Origin of the sequence: Pseudomonas sp. KU26590 (assembly GCF_026153515.1) — a bacterium.
In the GTDB taxonomy this organism is placed as follows: Bacteria; Pseudomonadota; Gammaproteobacteria; order Pseudomonadales; family Pseudomonadaceae; genus Aquipseudomonas.
Genome location: NZ_CP110644.1, coordinates 1,249,888 through 1,270,985 on the forward strand (window position 1 = coordinate 1,249,888; position 21,098 = coordinate 1,270,985).

Below are 21,098 nucleotides of genomic sequence, written 5' to 3' on the forward strand. Positions count from 1 at the left end.
CGGCGTTTGCGACCAGCGCCAGACACGGTATGGGCAAAAAAGCCCCGCCCCGGCATTGAGTGTCGGGGCGGGGCGCTTTTCGTCAACGGATGGTTCGGCAGGGCAGGGCCCTTATCGGAACATCGCGCTGATCGATTCTTCATTGCTGATGCGACGCATCGCCTCAGCGACGACCGGTGCGATATCCAGTTGACGGATACGGTCACAGGCCTGTGCTGCAGCGGACAACGGGATGGTGTTCGTCACCACCAGTTCGTCCAGCACGGAATTTTCGATGTTCTCGATCGCACGGCCCGACAGAACAGGGTGTGTGCAATACGCGAAGACCTTGGCAGCGCCGTGTTCTTTCAGCGCCTTGGCCGCATGGCACAAGGTGCCGGCGGTATCGACCATGTCGTCGACGAGAATACAGGTACGGCCTTCGACATCACCGATGATATGCATCACTTCGGAGTGGTTGGCCTTCTCGCGGCGCTTGTCGATGATGCCCAGATCAACGCCCAGGGACTTGGCAACAGCACGTGCACGCACGACGCCACCGATATCCGGGGAGACAATCATCAGGTTTTCGAAGCGTTGGTCTTCGATGTCATCCACCAGAACCGGGGAGCCGTAGATGTTATCTACCGGAATATCGAAGAAGCCTTGAATCTGGTCAGCGTGCAGGTCGACAGTCAGCACACGGTCGATACCGACGACAGTGAGCATGTCCGCAACCACTTTAGCGCTGATGGCAACACGTGCAGAACGCGGGCGGCGATCCTGACGGGCATAACCAAAGTAGGGGATTACAGCAGTGATACGAGTGGCCGAGGAGCGACGGAAGGCGTCAGCCATCACGACGAGTTCCATCAGGTTATCGTTGGTCGGAGCGCAGGTCGGCTGAATAATGAAGACGTCTTTACCGCGAACGTTTTCATTGATCTCAGCGGTAATTTCACCGTCGGAAAACTTTCCAACAGAGATGTCACCGAGAGGGATATGCAGCTGACGTACGACACGCCGAGCCAGATCGGGGTTGGCGTTCCCCGTAAAGACCATCATCTTGGACACGCGCAGTACCTGGAGGCTTAGGGTATGCCTGGATGACTATAGGAAAATGGCAGGGGCGGCTGGATTCGAACCAACGCATGGCAGGATCAAAACCTGCTGCCTTACCGCTTGGCGACGCCCCTGTATCTGTTGCACGAGTGCCTAGCACTCGGTTCCTGTTAGAGCAGCGCTTGTAACTTCCGGTGCAACATCGAGATGTTTGCGCCTTTTGCTACAAACCCTGTAAGGGTCTCTGTAAGAAGGGCCGAGACTCTATCAGCTTCAGCTTTGTTTGGGAAGGCCCCAAACACACAACTTCCAGTTCCGGTTAATTTTGCTTCGGTAAATTTACCTAACAAATTCAAAGCGTTACCAACTTCTGGATATCGCCTCGTTACAACCGGTAAGCAGTCGTTTCGACTGTTTCCCTTGGGAACGGGGCGCACTTTAATGGGCGGAGTGTCACGTGTCAACAGTGGATCTGAAAAAATTTCTGCTGTACTTACAGATACTTGCGGCACTAGCACCAGATACCAAGGTTCTTCGGGGGTTACAGGGGTCAGGATCTCGCCGATGCCTTCGGCAAAAGCGGCATGCCCGCGCACGAAAACCGGCACGTCAGCCCCGAGTTTGAGGCCCAGCGCCGCCAGACGATCTTCATCCCAGCCAAGCTCCCAGAGATGATTCAAACCGAGCAGCGTGGTTGCCGCGTCGGAGCTTCCGCCGCCAATGCCGCCGCCCATGGGCAGGACTTTTTTCAGCCAGATATCAACGCCGAGCGGGCAACCGGATTGTTCCTTGAGCGCGCGAGCCGCTTTGACGATCAGATTGCTGTCGTGGGGGACGTCAGCGATTTCCGTCTGCAGGCGCACTTCCCCGTCGTCACGAAGCGCGAAACTGAGTTCGTCACCGTAATCAAGAAACTGAAACAGCGTCTGCAGTTCGTGATAACCGTCGGCACGCCGTCCGGTGATGTGCAGCATCAGATTCAATTTGGCAGGGGCGGGCAGTGTCAGTCGTGCTTGCGACATGCTCATTGCCCCAGTTTGCGAGGTTGCCAGTCCTTGATGACCAGCGTGACATCCAGATCCTGACCGTGCAGCTTCATGCGTTCGGGCAACCAGAAACCGTTTTGCTGCGTGTAACTCAGGTATTCGATCTGCCAGCCATCCTGCTCAAGGCTGGACAGGCGACTGTCGCCGTCCAGCGTCAGGCTGCTTTTGCTGTCCGGCGCGGGGAGCCCGCGAACCCACCACACAAGATGCGACACCGGCAGTTTCCAGCCGAGTTGATCCTTGAGCAGGGTTTCCGGGTCCTGCGCGTCGTAGCGGCCCTGATTGGCGACTTCCAGCGACACGGCGCCAGGGCGACCGGTGAGGCGGGCAGCACCGCGACCCAGCGGGCCGGACAGGCGAATGTCGTAGTAATCCTGGCGTTGCAGCCAGAACAGCGTGCCGCTGCCGGAATCCTTTGGCGCGCGGATGCCGACCTTGCCGTTGATCTGCCAGCCATCAATGCTGCTGAGTTGTTCTTTGTTCACACGCCATTGATTGGCGTCGCCCTTGCCTTGCACGGCTTCGCGGGAGGACATGCCGGCACAGCCGGCGAGCAGGGCGATCAGACTGAATACGAGTACGTGGCGCAATTGCATAAATTCAAAGGGTCTCGGCGCCGGTCAGGCGTTTGATGGTGCTGCGCAGGACCGGGCTGTCAGGTTGTTGTTCAAGGGCCTTGGCCCACACTTTGCGGGCTTCACGCTGCTCGCCTTTGGCCCACAGGACTTCGCCCAGGTGCGCGGCGACTTCGTGGTCCGGGAAGCGCTCCAGCGCCTGGCGCAGGAAACGTTCGGCCTCATCCAGATTGCCAAGGCGGTAATTGACCCAGCCGAGGCTGTCGAGCACCGCCGGGTCTTCCGGGTTGAGCTGGTGCGCGCGTTCGATCAGTTCCTTGGCTTCGGCGTAGCGCGTCGTGCGGTCCGAGAGCGTGTAGCCCAGGGCGTTCAGCGCCATGGCGTTGTCCGGCTCGCGCTTGAGAATGGCCCGCAGGTCACTCTCCATCTGTTTCAGATCGTTGCGTTTCTCGGCCAGCATCGAGCGGGTGTAGAGCAGATTCAGATCGTCCGGGTACTGTTTGAGCGCCTGGCTCAACACCTGCCAGGCGCGATCGCTCTGGTTGTTGTTGGCCAGGGTTTCGGCTTCGACCAGGTACAGCTGAATGGCGTAATCGGGTTGATCGGCACGTGCCTGGGCCAGCCGCTTCGACGCCTCGGCGGTGTTGCCGTTGCTCATGAGGATATCGGCCTGACGCAGCTGCGCAGGCAGGAAGTCATTGCCGGGGCCCACCTGGGCGTATTCGGCCAGCGCGGTTTGTGGGTCGTTGCGCTCTTCGTAGATACGACCAAGGTTTACGTGGGCCGAATCGACATGGCTGCCGCGAGAAACGAGGTCTTCGAGATAACCCTGCGCTTCGTCCCATGCCTTGTTTTCCAGGCACACGAGGGCGAGCGAGTAACGCAACTCGTCGTCATCCGGGTACTGCTGAACCAGGCTGGAGAACTGCACCTTGGCGTCTTCCATGCGGTTCTGTTCCACCAGCATGCGCGCATAGGTCAGGCGCAGACGCTTGTCGTCCGGGTACTTCTTGATGCTTTTTTCCAGCAGCGGGATCGCTTCCTTGCCGCGGTTCATGCTTTGCAGCAAGCGAGCGCGCAGCAGGATCGGCGCCACTTCGCCTTCACCCGGCGGGTTGTCTTCGAGCAGTTTCAGGGAGGCGGCACTGTCGCCTTCCTGCTGAAGGAGCAGTGCCTTGCCGAAGATCAGCTGGCCGTTCTTCGGGTACTTCATCAGCAGCCGATCAAAGCTGGTGATCAGCCCCTTGCGCGTATTGGAATCGGTTTCCGACGCCGACAGCGCGAGGAAGTCAAAATGCGTGTCGCCCTGGCCCTGAAGGACCTTCTCCATATAGCGCATGGAATCGTCGTAGCGCCCGGCCCGCGCCAGCTGGATGGCGGCCGCGCGCTGTGCCTCGAGATTGGTCGGGTCGTTTTTCGCCCAGATCATCGACGTGTCGAGGGCGGCCTGATCGGCGCCCAGGTACTCGGCGATGCGGAAGGCACGCTCGGAAATCCCCGGATCCTGGGTCTGGATCGCCTGGGTCACGTAGTTATCCAGCGCGATGTCGAAGCGGTTGCGCTGGCCGGCAAGCTCGGCGGTCAGCAGGCTGACGACGGTTTCCTGAGTAAACGAGCCGTACACCTGAGGTTTGGCCTCGGGCGCGGGCGGCGCTTCTTTCGCGGGAGCAGAAGGCTCCGTAGAAACGGAGGCCGTAGACTGGCAGCCACTCAGAGCGACAAGGGCAAGGAACAACGCGGAGGATTTATTCATATAGAAGAGGGGCGGCTTACCTGCGGTTTGGAAGCATCATGACACAAGGCCGGGAGCAAACCCACAGCCCGCGCGAAATCTGGATACGCTCAATCTACAGCCTGCGCGCAGACATTTTGTCGCAGGCCGGACGCGCTGATACGCAACCTGTATAGGGACAATCGTGCGCTGCGGACGTTCTGAATGTATTGCGGTGGTTGTCCTGAATCTACCGAAGTAGGACAATTGCCGGCTTCACGTCACCATCTGCGACCTTAATGGCCTTTCTTGCTCTGGGTATCAACCATAAGACTGCATCAGTTGATGTCCGCGAGCGCGTGGCATTTACGCCTGAGCAGCTGGTTGAGGCGCTGCAGCAGCTCTGCCGCCTGACCCAAAGCCGGGAAGCGGCCATTCTCTCCACCTGCAATCGCAGCGAACTTTACATCGAACAGGATCAGCTGACCGCCGACGTCGTGTTGCGCTGGCTGGCGGATTATCACCACCTGAATGTCGATGAGCTGCGCGCCAGTGCTTATGTGCATGAAGACGACGCGGCGGTGCGTCACATGATGCGCGTGGCGTCGGGGCTGGATTCGCTGGTGCTCGGCGAGCCGCAGATCCTCGGGCAGATGAAGTCGGCCTATGCCGTTGCCCGGGAGGCCGGCACTGTCGGCCCGTTGCTTGGGCGTCTGTTTCAGGCCACTTTCAGCGCTGCCAAACAGGTACGCACCGACACGGCCATCGGCGAGAACCCGGTGTCCGTGGCTTTTGCCGCCGTGAGCCTGGCCAAGCAGATTTTCAGCGACCTGCAGCGCAGTCAGGCGCTGCTGATCGGGGCGGGGGAGACCATCACCCTGGTTGCTCGCCACCTGCATGAGCTTGGCGTCAAACGTATCGTCGTTGCCAACCGCACCCTCGAACGCGCGAATATTCTCGCCGAGCAGTTCGGTGCCCACGCAGTGCTGTTGGCCGACATCCCGGCCGAACTGGTCAACAGCGACATCGTGATCAGCTCCACGGCCAGCCAGTTGCCGATTCTGGGCAAGGGCGCCGTTGAAAGCGCGCTGAAACTGCGCAAGCACAAGCCCATCTTCATGGTCGACATCGCCGTGCCGCGCGACATCGAGCCCGAGGTTGGAGAGCTGGACGATGTCTACCTCTATACCGTCGATGATCTGCACGAAGTCGTTGCTGAAAACCTCAAGAGTCGCCAGGGCGCGGCGCAGGCGGCCGAAGAACTGGTCAGCGTGGGCGTCGACGATTTCATGTCGCGGCTGCGCGAACTGGCGGCGGTCGACGTCCTCAAGGCGTATCGTCAGCAGAGCGAGCGCCTGCGTGACGAAGAATTGCAGAAAGCCCAGCGCATGCTCGCCAATGGCAGCAACGCCGAAGACGTCCTTATGGCGCTGGCACGTGGCCTGACGAATAAATTGATGCACGCTCCCAGCGTGCAACTCAAAAAGCTCTCCGCTGAAGGCCGCGTCGATGCGCTGGCCATGGCCCAGGAACTCTTTGCCCTCAACGAGGGCTCCACGGATAAATCCACGCAATGAAAGCTTCACTGCTTAATAAGCTGGACGTGCTCAGCGACCGTTTCGAGGAATTGACCGCGCTGCTCGGCGATGGCGAAGTCATCTCTGATCAGACCAAATTTCGCGCGTATTCCCGTGAGTACGCCGAAGTCGAGCCAGTGATTCAGGTTTACCGGCAACTGCAAAAAGTGCAGGCCGACCTCGAAGGCGCGCAGGCGCTGCTCAAGGACAGCGACCCTGACATGCGCGAAATGGCAGTCGAAGAAGTCCGCGATGCCAAGGATCAGTTGCTGGTGCTTGAGGCTGACCTGCAGAAAATGCTGCTGCCCAAAGACCCGAACGATGGCCGCAACGTGTTTCTGGAAATTCGCGCCGGTACCGGTGGCGACGAAGCAGCGATTTTCGCGGGGGACCTGTTCCGCATGTATTCCCGCTATGCCGAGCGACGTGGCTGGCGTGTCGAGATCCTGTCCGAGAACATCGGTGAACATGGCGGCTACAAGGAAGTCATCGCGCGGGTCGAGGGCGAACACGTCTACGGCAAGCTGAAATTCGAGTCGGGTGTGCATCGCGTGCAGCGCGTCCCGGAAACCGAATCCCAGGGGCGCATTCACACGTCTGCGTGTACGGTCGCGGTGTTGCCGGAGCCTGACGAACAGCAGACCATCGAGATCAACCCGTCCGACTTGCGCGTTGACACCTATCGCTCCTCCGGCGCTGGTGGTCAGCACGTCAACAAGACCGATTCGGCCATCCGCATTACTCACTTGCCTTCCGGCATTGTGGTGGAGTGTCAGGAAGAACGATCGCAGCACAAGAACCGTGCGCGGGCGATGTCCTGGCTGTCGGCCAAGCTCAACGATCAGCAGACCGCTGCGGCGGCCAACGCCATCGCCAGCGAGCGTAAATTGCTGGTAGGTTCCGGGGATCGCTCGGAACGCATTCGTACGTACAATTTCCCACAGGGGCGAGTCACGGATCACCGCGTGAACCTGACGCTCTATTCCCTTGATGAAGTTCTGGCCGGCGGAGTCGATGCAGTGATAGAACCGTTACTTGCCGAGTATCAGGCAGATCAACTTGCGGCACTGGGTGATTAAATGACCATCATCGCCAGCTTGTTAAGAAGCGCCGAGTTGCCGGATTCTCCGACAGCACGTCTGGATGCAGAATTGTTGCTGGCCGCTGCCCTGGGCAAGCCGCGCAGTTTTCTGCACACCTGGCCCGAGCGTATTGTCAGCACCGAAGCGGCGCACGCATTCGACGGCTATCTCAAGCGTCGTCGAACCGGCGAACCCGTCGCTTATATCCTGGGCCTGCAAGGGTTCTGGAACATCGACCTGGAAGTCGCGCCCCATACGCTGATCCCACGGCCTGAAACCGAGATGCTGGTGGAGACCGCGCTGGAGCTTTTGCCCGGGGCGATTCCTCACACGCTGCTTGATCTCGGCACTGGCACCGGCGCCATCGCGCTGTCGCTGGCCAAGGATCGTCCGCAGTGGCGCGTCACGGCGGTGGATCGCGTTGAAGACGCGGTCGAGCTTGCCGAGCGCAATCGCCAGCGCCTGCATCTGGATAACGCGAAGGTCTTTCACAGCCACTGGTTCAGTGCCGTTGAAGGGCAGCGTTTCGACCTGATCCTGAGCAATCCTCCCTACATCGCTTCCAACGACCCGCACCTGGTCGAAGGTGACGTGCGCTTCGAGCCAAGCAGTGCGCTGGTCTCCGGCGCCGATGGCCTGGATGATCTGCGTTTGATTGTGTCCCAAGCGCCCGCGCACCTTGAAGCCGGCGGCTGGCTGTTGCTGGAGCATGGCTACGATCAAGGCGCGGCGGTGCGCGAGCTGTTGCTTGAGCACGGATTCGAAGAGATCAAGACCCGCCGCGATCTGGGCGACCACGAACGCATCACCTTCGGGCGAGTGCCGTGCTGACGGACGAGGAACTGCTGCGCTATAGCCGGCAGATCCTTCTGCAACAAGTCGACATCGACGGTCAGCTACGCCTCAAGCAGAGCCGCGTGTTGATTGTCGGCCTCGGCGGACTGGGTTCGCCGGTGGCGTTGTACCTGGCGGCGGCGGGCGTCGGCGAGCTGCATCTGGCAGATTTCGACAGCGTCGATCTGACCAACCTGCAACGCCAGATCCTTCACGACACCCCGAGCGTGGGGCTGAGCAAAGTCGATTCAGCCATCATCCGGCTGACCGCCATCAATCCACAGATAACATTGGTGGCGCATCGCGCGGCCCTTGATGTCGACTCACTGGCGGCAGCCGTTGCCGGGGTCGATGTGGTGCTGGACTGTTCGGACAATTTCTCGACGCGCGAGGCGGTCAATGCTGCCTGCGTCGCCGCGTGCAAGCCACTGGTCAGCGGCGCCGCGATCCGCCTGGAAGCGCAACTGTCGGTGTTCGATCCGCGTCGTCCGGAAAGTCCTTGCTACCACTGCCTGTACGGGCACGGTAGCGAGACCGAACTGACCTGCAGCGAGGCTGGCGTGCTCGGCCCGTTGGTGGGGTTGGTCGGCAGTTTGCAGGCCCTTGAGGCCCTCAAGCTGTTGGCCGGCTTTGGCGAACCGATGGTGGGCCGACTGCTGCTGATCGATGCCTTGAGCACGCGATTCCGCGAATTGAAGGTCAAGCGCGATCCTGGCTGCAGCGTGTGCGGTAACGGTCTGCGAGCTGCCACCGAGCATGAATAGAGACAGCGACGCGCCGGTGGCGGTGTTTGATTCCGGCGTCGGCGGGTTGTCGGTGCTGGCGGAAATACAGCAACTGCTGCCACAGGAATCATTGCTCTACGTCGCCGACTGCGGCCACATTCCCTACGGCGAGAAAACCCCCGAATTCATTCGTGAGCGTTGCGCGACGATTGCCGAGTTCTTCCACCATCAGCGCGCCAAAGCGCTGGTGATCGCCTGCAATACGGCGACGGTGGCCGGCATCGCTGACTTGCGCGTCCGCTATCCTGACTGGCCGCTGGTGGGCATGGAGCCAGCGGTCAAACCTGCCGCCGCGGCGACGCGAACCGGTGTCGTCGGTGTGTTGGCGACCACGGGCACTTTGCAAAGCGCCAAGTTCGCCGCGTTACTTGATCGCTTCGCGGCGGATGTTCAAGTCATCACGCAGCCTTGTCCGGGGCTGGTGGAGTTGATTGAAACGGGTGATCTGGTCAGCCCGACGATTCGCCATTTGCTGCAGGGTTACGTCGCGCCGTTACTCGCTGCGGGATGCGACACCATCATTCTGGGCTGCACCCATTACCCGTTTCTCAAGCCGTTGCTGCGGGAAATGATCCCGGCGTCCATCACGCTGATCGACACCGGCGCCGCTGTAGCCCGGCAGTTGCAGCGGTTATTGAGCGAGCACGAGTTGTTGGCGAGCGGTCATCCTCGGACTGCTCAGTTCTGGACGACCGGCGATCCAGAAGATTTCAGAAACGTCCTACGCGTGCTTTGTATCAAATCCGACAATGTGCGAAGCTTCGTTTCGTGAAAAAAACGTGAATCGCTTCGTCTGTGGGTGAACTAACGTTCAGCCGCCGGCTTCTACAGCACTTCTGTCGATATAAAAAATTTCTAACTGCTTTCGAAAATAGGATGTTTCAGATGAAGCGACTGTTTTGTTTGGCTGCGATTGCGGCTGCGTTGCTGGGTCAAAGCGCAATTGCTCAAGCTGATGGGGTCGAGCTTTCCGTAGGACACACTGGCGAATCCACGATGACGTATCGTCTGGGCGCGCAATTTGATTGGGATCAAAGCTGGTGGCAAACCGGTGTCGGTCGCCTGACCGGTTACTGGAGCGGCGCTTACACGTATTGGGAAGGCGACAAGAGCTCAAGCAACAACAGCCTGTCGTTTTCCCCGGTATTCGTTTATGAGTTTTCGGGTGAGAGCGTCAAGCCTTACATCGAAGCCGGTATCGGCGCCGCTGTATTCCAGCGCACTGAAGTGGAAGGTAACAAGCTGGGCAGCGCGTTCCAGTTTGAAGACCGTCTGGGTTTTGGTCTGCGCTTCGCGGGCGGACATGAAGTTGGCCTGCGCGCCACTCACTATTCCAACGGCGGCATGACCACTAACAACGACGGCATCGAAAGCTACGCGATTCATTACACGATGCCGTTTTAAACGCTACACCGCTTTATTGCAGAGCGGGCCTGACCGCAATGGCAACGTATTACCCGATTGTTCCCGGCTGAAGCCGGTCCTACAGACGCAGTACGTGCACTTGGTTTGACTGGCTGAAGCCGGTCCTGCTGACACAGCACCTGTTAGGACCGGCTTTAGCCGGGAATGTGTCAGCCAGCGCAGCTGGTGCAGACAAACATCAAATCCCGGGCTTCCTGCTCACCTCGACCATTACAAATAAGCCGTCGCAATCCCTTCGCGCTCGGCAATACACTCCGGCGCACCCATTTCGAACTCCCTGCAAATCAAGGGCCGACGGTCGTAGATCGTGCACATCATCGTGTCGCGATCCAGTGCCGCGCACCAGCCATCGTCCAGGCGCAGCATGACTTCGCCGCCCCAGTCATCGGTGTCGATGTAACGCTCGGGCACACCGGTGTCGGTGATCAACATGACTTCCAGCTGACAGCAGCAGGCCGCGCAGGTGGAACACGTGATAGCGGGTTCGGCAGGGAGTTGAAGCGAGGGGATAACAGTCGTCATGGGCGGCAGTTTAAATCACCGCGCAGCGGACAGCTAACCGGGGTGACGAATGCTCACCCATTCTCCTGCGTCTCGGCCTGTCGTTGCGGCAGCGACTTGAACGCTTGCAGGGCGCGCTCGCGGCTGGCTTTCAAATCGACGATGGGCGCGGGGTAACTTTCCACGCCGAACAGCCCGCCCAGCGCGGCAGGGTTATGAATGTCGCGCTTGTTCAACTCAGCCAGTTCAGGCACCCACTGCTTGATGAATCGACCTTCAGGGTCAAAGCGCTCCGACTGACTTTGCGGATTGAAAATCCGGAAGTAGGGCGACGCGTCAGTGCCGGTTGATGAACTCCACTGCCAGCCACCGTTGTTCGAGGCCAGATCGCCGTCGATCAGGTGCTGCATGAAGTAGCGTTCACCCTCGCGCCAGTCGATCAGCAGATTCTTGGTCAGGAACATTGCCGTAATCATCCGCAGGCGGTTGTGCATCCAGCCGGTTTCAAGCATCTGGCGCATGGCTGCATCGACAATCGGCAGCCCGGTCCGTCCCTGTTGCCAGGCTTCGAGATCCTTCGGCGAATGGCGCCATTTCACTGCTTCTGTTTCCGGGCGGAAGGCGCGATGACGGGAGACACGGGGGAAGCCCACCAGCACATGCTTGTAGAACTCACGCCAGAGCAGCTCGGTGATCCAGGTCACTGAACCCGGATTACCGGTTTCAAACTCGCCATTATTGCTGCGCAGTGCCGAATGCAGGCACTGGCGCGGGGAAATCACGCCGGCCGCGAGGTACGCAGACAGCTGGCTGGTGCCAGGCTTGGCGGGGAAGTCGCGTTCTTGATCGTAGTAATGCACTTGCTCGTCGGTGAAGTTGTGCAGGCGATCACGCGCTTCATCTTCGCCGGCGGGCCAGAGCGAGCGCAGGGTGTCAGTCGGCGCGGCGAAACCCTTGACCGCATCCGGAACGGCATCGCTTTTGATAGACAGCTTCTGCTGCGGCTTGGGCCGTGCAACCAGCGCCGGCATCGAGTAATGCAAGCGGGCATAACAGACCTTGCGAAACTGGGTGAAAACCTTGAAATAGCCACCGCTTTTAGTCAGCACGCTGCCCGGCTGAAAAAACAGCTGGTCGAGGTGACGACGAAAGAGAATGCCGGCGCCGTCGAGTGCTGCCTCCACCTCACGATCACGTCTGGTCTCATTGATGCCGTACTCGTCGTTGACGTGCACGCTCTCGATCCCGTGCTGCTGACACAATTCAAGGATCGCCTTCGGCGCCTGCGCCCACGTGTCTGCATGGACAATCAGCAAAGGGACGTTCAGCGCTTCAAGCGCCTTGCTCAATTCGCGGAGGTTGCGCAGCCAGAAATCGACTTTGCATGGGGCATCGTCATGGCTCTGCCACTGGCCGGGGCTGATCATGTACACGGCGAGGGTAGGGCCCTGCTCCATGGCAGCGCTCAGCGCGGTGTTGTCGTGCACACGCAGGTCGCTGCGCAGCCATATCAATTGCATGGTCATTCCTTAGATGAGCCCCAGTCGTTGCAAAGCGGCTTGGGCGGTCAAAGGGTCTTCAGCCAGAGAAAGACCGGCGACTTCGCCCTCGGCTGCGGATAACTCCGTCGAATGAATGCGCACCGCGGGCCCGACGATCAGCTTCGGGCACTCGATGTTGTGCAGCAGGCGGGGCAACTGGCCGACGTTCAGCGACTTGCTGGAATACAACAGCACCGCGCGCGGCTTGAGGTATTCGCAGGCCAGGGCCAGCTCGCCGGCCGGCAACGGCCAATCGAACACTTCCACCGGGCACTCGGCGCTGCTGAGTAGCCATGCGGTCAGCCACAAGTGCGGTTCGAGCGGCAGATCGGACTGGTTGACCAGCAGCAAGGGCGCGCCGCTGACCTGACGATTGTTGTGGTACAGCCGCGCGCCGAACTTGCTGCGCAGCCACGAGTAGAAAAACACCCGCTCCAGCTGCGCGCCGAACTGGCCCTGCCAGCGCTGCTCAAGGGACGCCAGCAGCGGCAGCAGCAGTTGTTCACAGAGCGTGCGCGGCGGATACAGCGACATCGCGCGGTTGAGCGAATCATCGAGGCGTCGCTCGGCCAGGGCGCCAATCGCTTCCTGAAGGGTCTGGCGAAGAATGTCCCAGTCGTTCTCGACACTCGGCGCTGGCGCCTGCTGGTCGTCGATCAACTGCTTGACCTGACTGACCGACACGCCGCGGTTGAGCCACGTGAGGATGGTCAGCACGCGGTCCACATGCTCGTTGCTGTAAAGCCTATGGCCCTTGGGCGTGCGGTGCGGAACGATGAGGCCGTAACGGCGCTCCCAGGCGCGCAGCGTTACAGCGTTCACGCCGGTCAGGCGGGCGATTTCGCGAATCGGCAGCCAGCCATTTTCAAAGGCGCTCGCGGGGTCTTGCGGGTCGCCTTCCGGCGGTTCTTGCTCAATAGGGGTCATGGTCAAATCGCGTTGCGCAGACTGAGGTTTTCCGGATGCGGCTGCAGATAAACCTGCAGCGCAATGTACGGATCGGGGTGTCGGCGGAAATGGTGTTTGAGCAGCGTCAGCGGCACCACCAGCGGCACAATGCCTTGGTGGTACTGATTGATGACGCCCTGGATTTCTTTCTTGTCGGATGTACTGAGTGTCTGGCGCAGATAGCCGCACAGATGCTGCAACACGTTGGTGTGGGTGCGCCGGGTCGCCGGCTTCTTCAGCGCGCTCATCAACTGACTGAAATAGCGCGGGGCAATTTCGGCCGGGTCATTTCGGCCCATGGTGCCCAACAGATTCCCCAGCGCCTTGTACTGAACCGGGTCGTTTGCCATCAGCTGATATTTATAGCGGGCGTGAAACTCGGTGAGCGCACGGCGAGTGATGCCGCTTTTCAGCAGCGTCTGCCAGGCGGCATAGGCGAACACGCGGGTAATGAAATTCTCCCGCAGAACGGGGTCATTCAAACGGCCGTCTTCTTCGACCGGCAGATCAGGCTGACGCGTGCAGAACGCCTGGGCATAAATGCCGCGTCCGCCGGTCTCGAACGGCACGCCGTTATCGCGGTAAACCTTGACGCGCTCCAGGCCACACGACGGGGATTTCTGCATGAAGATGTAGCCGCAGATGTCGCTCATTTCGGTAGCCATGTGCTCGCCGTAATCGGCCAGTTGCTGGGTGACATTCATCTCATGATGAACGCTGCCGATCGCCTGTGGGTGATCGGGGTCACCCACCAAACGGATGGCTTCGCGAGGAATGCCCATGCCGATGGCGACCTCAGGGCAGGCGGGCACAAAATCGAAATATTCGGTGAGGGCCCGGGTCAGAAGGTGCGATTCCTTATGCCCGCCATTGAACCTGACCTCCACACCCATCAGGCAGGCGCTGACGCCCAGCTTGGGTTTGGAAGCTTGCTCTGATGAATGATCGAGTACAGCAGACATGACAAACCCTCGATGAACTTCTTATACAGATCCGTTTCTCTGTACAACATTTGCCCATCATAGGTTTGTCGCAGTGCAAGTCAAATAATTTGTACGAGATCGGCGAATGAAGCGACAAGGTGCGGGAAATCAGCCGCATTTACAGGGTTGTGCGGCGATTTTAGGGCGATTTACTTCCAGCCCATGTGCCAGCTCTGGCCATTCTGCAGGGTCTGCCAGGCCAGCTTCTGACTGCGCTTGGTCATCACAGCTTGCAGTTCGATCTCCAGCACCGTGCCTTCCTCGTCACAAAACAGCTCGGTGACCAGAAAGTGCTTTTCACGGTTTTGAGGGGACGCTGCCGTCCATTTCGACAGCAGCAGTTTGCGCGGATTGATTCTATTCATTTGAGGTGCTCCAGCAAACGCCGCGCGGCTTCCTGGCCACTCAGCCAGGCGCCTTCGACTCGGCCCGACAGGCACCAGTCGCCGCAGACGTACAGACCCAGATCTCCGTCGGAGAACGCGCCGACTTCGCGCCCGCCAGCCGGTCTTGCGTACAGCCAGCGGTGGGCGAGGGTGAACGCCGGGGCCGGTATCGCGCAATTCATCAGCTCGGCAAATGCACCGTGCAGCTGGTCGATGACCTCTTCCTTGGGCATGTCGACATGCTGGCGGCTCCAGGCGCTGGTGGCGTGCAAAATCCAGGTGTCCATCTGACTGTCGCGCCCGGGTTTGCTGCGATTGCGGGCCAGCCAGTCGATGGCGCTGTCCTGCACGAAGCAGCCTTCGAGCGGCGTGTCCAGCGGGGTGTCGAAGGCCAGCGCGACCGCCCAGGTCGGCTCCATCTTCACGCCAGCGACGACGCTTGCCAGTTTCGGTGCGTCGGCCAGCAGGGTGGTGGCCTGGGGCGCGGGGATGGCAATCACGACCTGACTGAACGGGCCATGGCTTTGGCCGTCGGCGTCCAGCAGATTCCAGTGTTGTTCGCCACGAAAGACTTCAGTGATGCGGCAGGAAAAGGTCACCGGCATGTCGCCGAGCATGGCCCGGGTGATTGCACTCATGCGCGGCGCGCCTACCCAGCGCACTTGCTCGTCGGGTGACAGGCTGAGTGTTCCGCCGTGATAGTTGTAGAGCAGCGGCTTCCACTCGGCCACGTGGCCCTCGGCCTGCCATTGCTGCACGGCGGCGGCGAAGCGACGGTCGCGGGCAGTGAAGTACTGCGCACCCATGTCCAGTGCGCCGGCATCGCTGCGTTTGCTGGACATCCGCCCGCCGCTGCCTTGGCTTTTGTCGAAGAGATGAATGCTATGCCCGGCAGCTTGCAGCGCCTGAGCGGCGGAGAGTCCGGCGATGCCGGTACCGATGATTGCGATGGGGACAGTCATAGGGGCCTCGTTACCTTGTCTGCACAGACTACGCCTCAGGCAAAAGCTGTACAATGCCGTTTTTCGGTATAAGTTGTCGCCCTGCACACGCAGGACGCAGACCTTTCCAGGGGCTCGCTGACAAGTCTGACGCTTTACTTCAATCGTTCAACTGCGCGATCGGGCTGTCCTAAAGAGCAGCAGTGGAGTGGATCGCCGTAACCTGACCTAAAGTGGAGTGATGACTCCGCGCACGAGCTCATGGCTTGTGCAGAAATAGACTCCGCAATTGCGATGAACGCCACGTAAGGAACTCAGTCATGCACATCTTGCTGACCGGCGGTACAGGCTTGATAGGGCGTCGTTTGTGTAAACACTGGCTCGCGCAGGGCCATCAACTGACGGTCCTGAGTCGCAAACCCGATGAAGTGGCGCGGCTGTGCGGCGCCAATGTTCGCGGGGTTGCCCACTTTGATGACATTGGCAGCCAGCACGTCGATGCGGTGGTCAATCTGGCGGGCGCGCCCATCGCCGACCGCCCGTGGACGCGCAAACGCAAAATATTGCTGTGGGACAGCCGCATCACCCTGACCGAGCAACTCGTCACCTGGCTGGAGCGGCGCGAGCAGAAGCCCGAGGTGCTGGTTTCAGGTTCGGCCGTCGGCTGGTATGGCGACGGCGGTGAGCGCGAGCTCGACGAAAGCGCGCAACCGGTCAGTGAAGATTTCGCCAGCCGCCTGTGCATTGCCTGGGAAGAGACCGCGCAACGTGCCGAAACCTTGGGCATTCGCGTGGTGCTGGTGCGCACCGGTCTGGTATTGGCCGACGAAGGCGGCATGCTGCAACGTCTGTTGCCACCGTTCAAGATGGGCATGGGCGGGCCGATCGGCAACGGACGCCAATGGATGCCGTGGGTTCACATCGAGGATCAAATCGCCCTGATTGATTTTCTGATGAACCGGGACGACGCACGAGGTCCTTATAATGCCTGCGCGCCATCACCGGCCCGCAATCGGGATTTCGCCAAGACGCTTGCGTCTGTGCTGCACCGCCCGTCATTCATGCCGATGCCGGCCGTCGCGCTTCGTTTGTTGCTGGGCGAGCTGTCGATCCTGCTGCTGGGCGGTCAACGCGCTCGGCCAGACCGTCTGCAAGAGGCGGGTTTCACTTTCCGATTCACTGATCTGCGCGCGGCCCTGGAAAATCTTCTGGGCCGCCACTGACATCAAGGTGTTGCATGACCGATCACGCTTTATTGCTGGTTAACCTGGGCTCACCGGCGTCCACGTCGGTCGCTGACGTGCGCCGCTACCTCAATCAGTTCCTGATGGACCCTTACGTTATTGACGTGCCGTGGCCAGTGCGTCGCCTGATCGTCTCACTGATTCTGATCAAGCGCCCGGAGCAGTCCGCCCATGCTTACGCGTCAATCTGGTGGGATGAGGGTTCGCCGCTGGTAGTGCTGAGCAAGCGACTTCAGCAGGCCATGGTCAATGAGTGGAAACACGGCCCGGTCGAACTGGCGATGCGTTACGGCGAGCCTTCGATTGAAACTGTGCTCACGCGCCTGGCAGCCCAGGGCATCAAAAAGGTCACGCTGGCGCCGCTGTATCCGCAGTTTGCCGACAGCACCGTGACCACGGTGATTGAAGAAGCCAAACGCGTTGTCAGTGCCAGGAAGCTGAATTTCGACTTCTCGCTGCTGAAGCCGTTCTTCAATCAGCAGGAATACCTCGATGCCCTGGTGGCCAGTGTGCGGCCGCATTTGCAGCAGGATTACGATCATCTGTTGCTGAGTTTTCACGGTCTGCCCGAGCGGCATCTCACCAAGCTCGACCCGACGGGCAATCACTGTTTCAAGAGCGGCAACTGCTGTGAAACGGCGTCGCCTGAGGTGCTCGCCGTCTGCTACCGCGCGCAGTGCATGCGTTCAGCGGTAGAGTTCGCCAAGCTGATGGGAATTCCCGATGGCAAGTGGTCGGTGTCGTTTCAGTCGCGTCTGGGCCGCGCCAAGTGGATCGAACCCTACACCGAACCGCACCTGGCCGAGCTGGCGGCTCAAGGCGTGAAGAAGCTGCTGGTCATGTGCCCGGCGTTTGTCGCGGACTGCATCGAGACGCTGGAAGAGATCGGTGATCGTGGTGCCGAGCAGTTCAGGGAAGCGGGGGGCGAGGAGCTGGTGCTGATTCCATGCCTGAACGATGACCCGAACTGGGCGAAGGCGCTGAATACATTGTGCGAAAAGGCACCGGCGATGGTCGTGTAATAACGCGAGCTCAGGTGTTTGCAAAATCCACTGTAGGAGCGCGCTTGCCCGCGAAGGCGTGTGTCCAGTCGCCATCTATGAATCTGATACATCGCATTCGCCAGCAAACCGGCTCAGATTGGGCATACGCTGACTGTCTCAGGTGTGAGCAAGATCCACTGTAGGAGCGCGCTTGCCCGCGAAGGCGTGTGTTCAGTCGCCATGGATGTGTCGCGACACCCGCATTCGCCAGCAAGCCGGCTCCTATAGATTGGGGATACACCGACTGTCTCAGGTGTGAGCAAGATCCACTGTAGGAGCGCGCTTGCCCGCGAAGGCGTGTGTCCAGTCGCCATCTATGAATCTGATACATCGCATTCGCCAGCAAACCGGCTCAGATTGGGCATACGCTGACTGTCTCAGGTGTGAGCAAGATCCACTGTAGGAGGCGGCTTGCTGGCGAAGACGTCCGTCCAGTCGACATCGATGAACCTGATCTACCGCGTTCGCGAGCATGCTCACTCCTGCAGATTCTCAGCAAAAAAAGGGGCATCACGTGAGTGATGCCCCTTTTTCATAACGCTTCCGAACTACGGCAACTGATCATCCAGGTGCTTGTTCTTCCACGCGTCATTTCCCGGCAGTATCAGGTTCAGCACGATGGCGGTCACGGCGCAGAGCGCGATGCCTTTCATACCGAAATCATCAGGGCCGTTGCCGGTGCCGATCAGCACGCCGCCAATGCCGAACACCAGCGTGACGGACACGATGACCAGATTGCGCGCTTCGGCCAGATCAACCTTGTGGCGGATCAGCGTGTTCATGCCCACCGCCGCGATCGAGCCGAACAGCAGGCACAGAATCCCGCCCATGACCGGCACCGGAATGCTCTGCAGCAACGCGCCGAACTTGCCGACGAAGGCCAGGGTAATGGCGAAAACCGCCGCCCAGGTCATGATCTTCGGGTTGTAGTTTTTGGTCAGCATCACCGCGCCGGTTACTTCGGCGTAGGTGGTGTTGGGCGGGCCGCCGAAAGCGCCGGCCACAGTTGTCGCGATGCCGTCACCCAGCAAGGTGCGATGCAGGCCGGGTTTCTTCAGGTAATCGCGTCCCGTCACGCTGCCCACTGCAATCACGCCGCCGATGTGCTCGATGGCCGGGGCCAGCGCCACCGGCACGATGAACAGGATCGCCTGCCAGTTGAATTCCGGCGCCGTGAAGTGCGGCAACGCCAGCCATGGCGCGGCGGCAATCTTAGCCACATCCACCACGCCGAAATAGAACGACAGCGCAAAACCTACCAGCACGCCCGAGATGATCGGGACCAGGCGGAAGATGCCTTTGCCGAATACTGCAACGATCAAGGTCGTCAGCAGCGCCGCCATCGAAATGATGATGGCGGTGTTGTACGGGATCAGCTCTGCGGCGCCGTCACCTGTCCGGCCCATGGCCATGTTGGCGGCAATGGGTGCCATCGCCAGACCAATGGAAATGATCACCGGGCCAATCACTACCGGCGGCAGCAGGCGGTCGATGAACCCGGTGCCTTTGATCTTCACGGCCAGGCCAAGGAAGGTGTAGACGAAGCCCGCTGCCATGACGCCGCCCATGGTCGCCGCGAGGCCGAACTGGCCCTTGGCGAGAATGATCGGGGTAATGAAGGCAAAGCTCGACGCAAGGAAGACCGGCACCTGGCGCCCTGTCACCACTTGGAAGCACAGGGTGCCCAGGCCTGCCGTGAACAGCGCCACGTTAGGGTCGAGGCCGGTGATCAGCGGCATCAAGACCAGCGCGCCGAATGCCACGAACAGCATCTGCGCGCCCGACAATATCGTGCGCCAGAGTGGATCGTTGAACTCATCCGGCTTCATCAGGCGTCCTTCTGCTTGGTGCCGAAAATCTTGTCACCGGCGTCGCCCAGGCCCGGAATGATGTAGCCGTGTTCGTTCAGTTGCTGATCGATGGACGCGGTGTAGATATTGACGTCCGGGTGCGCCTTCTCGACGGTAGCGATGCCTTCCGGCGCGGCCACCAGGACCATCGCGCGAATGTCGCGGCAGCCGGCTTTTTTCAGCAGGTCGATGGTGGCGACCATGGAAGCGCCGGTGGCGAGCATCGGGTCGATGATCAGCGCCAGACGCTGGTCGATCTCGGGGGCGAGCTTTTCCAGGTACGTGTGGGCTTCGAGGGTTTCTTCGTTGCGCGCGACGCCTACCGCGCTGACCTTGGCGCCGGGGATCAGGCTGAGCACGCCTTCAAGCATGCCGATGCCGGCCCGCAGGATTGGCACCACGGTGATCTTCTTGCCGGCGATCTTCTCGACCTGGACCGTGCCGGCCCAGCCCTGAATGTCGTAGGTTTCCAGCGGCAGATCCTTGGTCGCTTCGTACGTCAGCAGCGCGCCGACTTCCTGAGCCAGTTCACGAAAATTCTTGGTGCTGATATCGGCACGGCGCATCAGGCCGAGCTTGTGGCGGATCAGCGGATGGCGGATCTCACGAATGGGCATAGGGGAAAGGCTCCAGCGGGCGGGCAAAAAAAACGGCTTAGATTAATCTATTCAGCTGTAACTTGTCCTGACGGTTAGGTTCGGGCGCCGACATTTTTGGAACGGCAGTGCAACGTTAGTCCAGAAACACTTGCCCTGATGTCGGCGGATGCGTACCTTTGCCCGCTTTTCCTTACACAGCCCCCTTGGAGAGCGTCATGTCCGCTGATCTCGAGCATATCCGTCAAGTCATGCGCGAGGCTGACTGCCTTTACAACGAGGCCGAAGTTGAAGCCTCCATCGCCCGCGTCGGCGAGCAAATCAATGGCGTGCTGGCCGACCGTAACCCGGTGGTATTTTGCGTGATGAACGGCGGCCTGATCTTCGCCGGCAAGCTGCTCACTCATCTGAACTTCCCGCTGGAAGCGTCCTACCTGCACGCCACCCGCTATCGCAACGAAACCAGCGGCGGTGACCTGTTCTGGAAAGCCAAGCCTGAAGTCTCGTTCATCGACCGCGATGTGCTGATCATCGACGACATCCTCGACGAAGGTCACACCCTCGGCGCGATCATCGACTTCTGCAAACATGCCGGTGCGCGTGCTGTTCACACCGCGGTGCTGATCGACAAGGACCACGACCGCAAAGCGCGTCCTGACCTGAAAGCCGATTTTGTCGGCCTGCCGTGCATCGACCGCTACATCTTCGGTTACGGCATGGACTACAAAGGCTACTGGCGCAACGCTGCCGGGATCTATGCCGTGAAGGGCATGTAACGAACCCCCGAACCGATCTACAGCTTCTGTGTCTGCCGAAGATCCTGGTGATTACCGGAGAGCTGTTGTAGGAGCGTGGCTTGTCCCGCGATCGGCGACGCAGTCGTCGTGAAGGCTGTGGCGCATTTGCTGATGCCATCAATCGTCTGGTCTGCTGCCGGTTCCCGGCAGATCGCGGGACAAGCCACGCTCCTACAGGTGTCCGGGTCAATG

Annotated in this window: 21 protein-coding genes and 1 tRNA gene; 9 read left to right on the forward strand and 13 right to left on the reverse strand. The window is 60.1% G+C overall.

Features of this window, described 5'->3' with window-relative positions; all coding sequences use genetic code 11:
* Positions 1-111: 111 nt before the first annotated feature.
* The 5 genes from OKW98_RS05630 to OKW98_RS05650 form a co-directional block, all read right to left on the reverse strand.
* Positions 112-1,053: a ribose-phosphate pyrophosphokinase gene (locus OKW98_RS05630; RefSeq protein WP_037018241.1), complete on the reverse strand. Its 942-nt coding sequence runs from the start codon at positions 1,051-1,053 to the stop codon at positions 112-114.
* Between the two features lie 47 nt (positions 1,054-1,100).
* A tRNA-Gln gene (locus OKW98_RS05635) sits at positions 1,101-1,175 on the reverse strand.
* A 36-nt stretch (positions 1,176-1,211) separates the two neighbouring features.
* Positions 1,212-2,063 (reverse strand): 4-(cytidine 5'-diphospho)-2-C-methyl-D-erythritol kinase, encoded by an 852-nt coding sequence (gene ispE / locus OKW98_RS05640; protein WP_265388298.1) that lies wholly within the window; start codon positions 2,061-2,063, stop codon positions 1,212-1,214.
* Between the two features lie 2 nt (positions 2,064-2,065).
* Positions 2,066-2,683, reverse strand: a complete 618-nt coding sequence (gene lolB / locus OKW98_RS05645) for a lipoprotein insertase outer membrane protein LolB (RefSeq protein WP_265388299.1) — start codon at positions 2,681-2,683, stop codon at positions 2,066-2,068.
* A gap of 4 nt (positions 2,684-2,687) precedes the next feature.
* Complete coding sequence (locus tag OKW98_RS05650; RefSeq protein WP_265388300.1) at positions 2,688-4,415, reverse strand: tetratricopeptide repeat protein; 1,728 nt, start codon at positions 4,413-4,415, stop codon at positions 2,688-2,690.
* A 257-nt stretch (positions 4,416-4,672) separates the two neighbouring features.
* Between OKW98_RS05650 and hemA the strand changes: the two genes are divergently transcribed.
* The 6 genes from hemA to OKW98_RS05680 all read left to right on the forward strand — a co-directional run bounded on the left by hemA (position 4,673) and on the right by OKW98_RS05680 (position 10,055).
* On the forward strand, positions 4,673-5,950 hold the full coding sequence (gene hemA / locus OKW98_RS05655) for a glutamyl-tRNA reductase (RefSeq protein WP_265388301.1): 1,278 nt from the start codon (positions 4,673-4,675) through the stop codon (positions 5,948-5,950).
* Positions 5,947-7,029 carry a peptide chain release factor 1 gene (prfA, locus tag OKW98_RS05660; protein WP_065991781.1) on the forward strand — a complete coding sequence of 361 codons (1,083 nt, stop codon included), beginning with the start codon at positions 5,947-5,949 and terminating at the stop codon, positions 7,027-7,029. Before hemA ends, prfA begins: the two co-directional genes overlap by 4 nt.
* Entirely contained in the window at positions 7,030-7,863 is an 834-nt protein-coding gene (gene prmC / locus OKW98_RS05665) for a peptide chain release factor N(5)-glutamine methyltransferase (protein WP_265388302.1), read from the forward strand.
* The gene (locus tag OKW98_RS05670) at positions 7,857-8,630 is read left to right on the forward strand and encodes a molybdopterin-synthase adenylyltransferase MoeB (RefSeq protein WP_265388303.1); all 774 of its coding nucleotides are present in this window, start codon (positions 7,857-7,859) and stop codon (positions 8,628-8,630) included. Before prmC ends, OKW98_RS05670 begins: the two co-directional genes overlap by 7 nt.
* Positions 8,623-9,423, forward strand: coding sequence for a glutamate racemase (gene murI, locus OKW98_RS05675; RefSeq protein ID WP_265388304.1), 801 nt, complete (start codon positions 8,623-8,625; stop codon positions 9,421-9,423). Before OKW98_RS05670 ends, murI begins: the two co-directional genes overlap by 8 nt.
* 113 nt (positions 9,424-9,536) lie before the next feature.
* A complete protein-coding gene (locus OKW98_RS05680) occupies positions 9,537-10,055 on the forward strand; it encodes an acyloxyacyl hydrolase (protein ID WP_074883968.1) in 519 nt (172 codons plus the stop codon).
* Between the two features lie 231 nt (positions 10,056-10,286).
* Here the strand turns inward: OKW98_RS05680 and OKW98_RS05685 are convergent, their stop codons facing one another.
* From OKW98_RS05685 to OKW98_RS05710, 6 genes are all read right to left on the reverse strand, one after another.
* Positions 10,287-10,598, reverse strand: coding sequence for a YkgJ family cysteine cluster protein (locus OKW98_RS05685; protein ID WP_074883972.1), 312 nt, complete (start codon positions 10,596-10,598; stop codon positions 10,287-10,289).
* 53 nt (positions 10,599-10,651) lie between these two features.
* A complete protein-coding gene (phrB, locus tag OKW98_RS05690; protein ID WP_265388305.1) occupies positions 10,652-12,097 on the reverse strand; it encodes a deoxyribodipyrimidine photo-lyase in 1,446 nt (481 codons plus the stop codon).
* Positions 12,098-12,106: 9 nt separating this feature from the next.
* Positions 12,107-13,045, reverse strand: a complete 939-nt coding sequence (locus OKW98_RS05695) for a MerR family transcriptional regulator (protein WP_265388306.1) — start codon at positions 13,043-13,045, stop codon at positions 12,107-12,109.
* Between the two features lie 2 nt (positions 13,046-13,047).
* A complete protein-coding gene (locus tag OKW98_RS05700) occupies positions 13,048-14,028 on the reverse strand; it encodes a 2-thiouracil desulfurase family protein (protein WP_265388307.1) in 981 nt (326 codons plus the stop codon).
* A 170-nt stretch (positions 14,029-14,198) separates the two neighbouring features.
* The gene (locus OKW98_RS05705; RefSeq protein WP_265388308.1) at positions 14,199-14,414 is read right to left on the reverse strand and encodes a TIGR02450 family Trp-rich protein; all 216 of its coding nucleotides are present in this window, start codon (positions 14,412-14,414) and stop codon (positions 14,199-14,201) included.
* Positions 14,411-15,397, reverse strand: a complete 987-nt coding sequence (locus OKW98_RS05710; RefSeq protein WP_265388309.1) for an NAD(P)/FAD-dependent oxidoreductase — start codon at positions 15,395-15,397, stop codon at positions 14,411-14,413. Before OKW98_RS05710 ends, OKW98_RS05705 begins: the two co-directional genes overlap by 4 nt.
* Before the next feature lie 299 nt (positions 15,398-15,696).
* Between OKW98_RS05710 and OKW98_RS05715 the strand changes: the two genes are divergently transcribed.
* A complete protein-coding gene (locus OKW98_RS05715; protein ID WP_265388310.1) occupies positions 15,697-16,599 on the forward strand; it encodes a TIGR01777 family oxidoreductase in 903 nt (300 codons plus the stop codon).
* A 14-nt stretch (positions 16,600-16,613) separates the two neighbouring features.
* Positions 16,614-17,642 carry a ferrochelatase gene (gene hemH / locus OKW98_RS05720; protein WP_265388311.1) on the forward strand — a complete coding sequence of 343 codons (1,029 nt, stop codon included), beginning with the start codon at positions 16,614-16,616 and terminating at the stop codon, positions 17,640-17,642.
* Between the two features lie 569 nt (positions 17,643-18,211).
* Here hemH and OKW98_RS05725 read toward each other — a convergent pair.
* A complete protein-coding gene (locus OKW98_RS05725) occupies positions 18,212-19,492 on the reverse strand; it encodes a uracil-xanthine permease family protein (RefSeq protein WP_265388312.1) in 1,281 nt (426 codons plus the stop codon).
* The gene (gene upp / locus OKW98_RS05730) at positions 19,492-20,130 is read right to left on the reverse strand and encodes a uracil phosphoribosyltransferase (RefSeq protein ID WP_265388313.1); all 639 of its coding nucleotides are present in this window, start codon (positions 20,128-20,130) and stop codon (positions 19,492-19,494) included. Before upp ends, OKW98_RS05725 begins: the two co-directional genes overlap by 1 nt.
* 197 nt (positions 20,131-20,327) lie before the next feature.
* Between upp and OKW98_RS05735 the strand changes: the two genes are divergently transcribed.
* Positions 20,328-20,885, forward strand: a complete 558-nt coding sequence (locus OKW98_RS05735; RefSeq protein WP_037018287.1) for a hypoxanthine-guanine phosphoribosyltransferase — start codon at positions 20,328-20,330, stop codon at positions 20,883-20,885.
* Positions 20,886-21,098 lie beyond the last annotated feature (213 nt).